This is a genomic window from Methylophaga pinxianii (assembly GCF_020447225.1).
In the GTDB taxonomy this organism is placed as follows: domain Bacteria; phylum Pseudomonadota; class Gammaproteobacteria; order Nitrosococcales; family Methylophagaceae; genus Methylophaga; species Methylophaga pinxianii.
On the sequence record NZ_JAJAEO010000048.1, the window covers coordinates 1 to 381 of the forward strand.

At 53.0% G+C, this 381-nt stretch carries 1 pseudogene; it reads left to right on the forward strand.

Annotated features, from left to right (window positions below):
• Positions 1-62 precede the first annotated feature (62 nt).
• A pseudogene (locus LGT40_RS00225) lies at positions 63-381 on the forward strand (transposase); the annotation flags it as partial.

The following is a 381-nucleotide window of genomic DNA, read 5'->3' on the forward strand; positions in this document are numbered from 1 at the left end:
GGGTTCTACCCCGATTTTGCGGACACTTCAAAGAAGCCTGATAATGGGCAAAAGGAGTGTTTATGTCGAAGAGAAGAAAGTACAGTACTGAGTTCAAACATGGTGCTGTTGAACAAACCCGGCAGTCCGGTGTTAGCTGTGCCCAGATTGCACATGAACTGGGTATTGCCCCCAGTCTGCTGACTCGTTGGCGGCGTGAGGCTGATTCTGCTGGCCAGAAGGCCTTCAGTGGTACTGGCAGTCCTCGAGATGAAGAAGTTGCCCGCCTCAAACGCGAACTGGCCCGGGTGAAGAAGGAACGGGATTTTTTACGCGAAGCGGCAACGTTCTTTGCCAGGGAGTCGTCCTGAAATATCAGGCGATCCAACGTTGTCGCAGCGA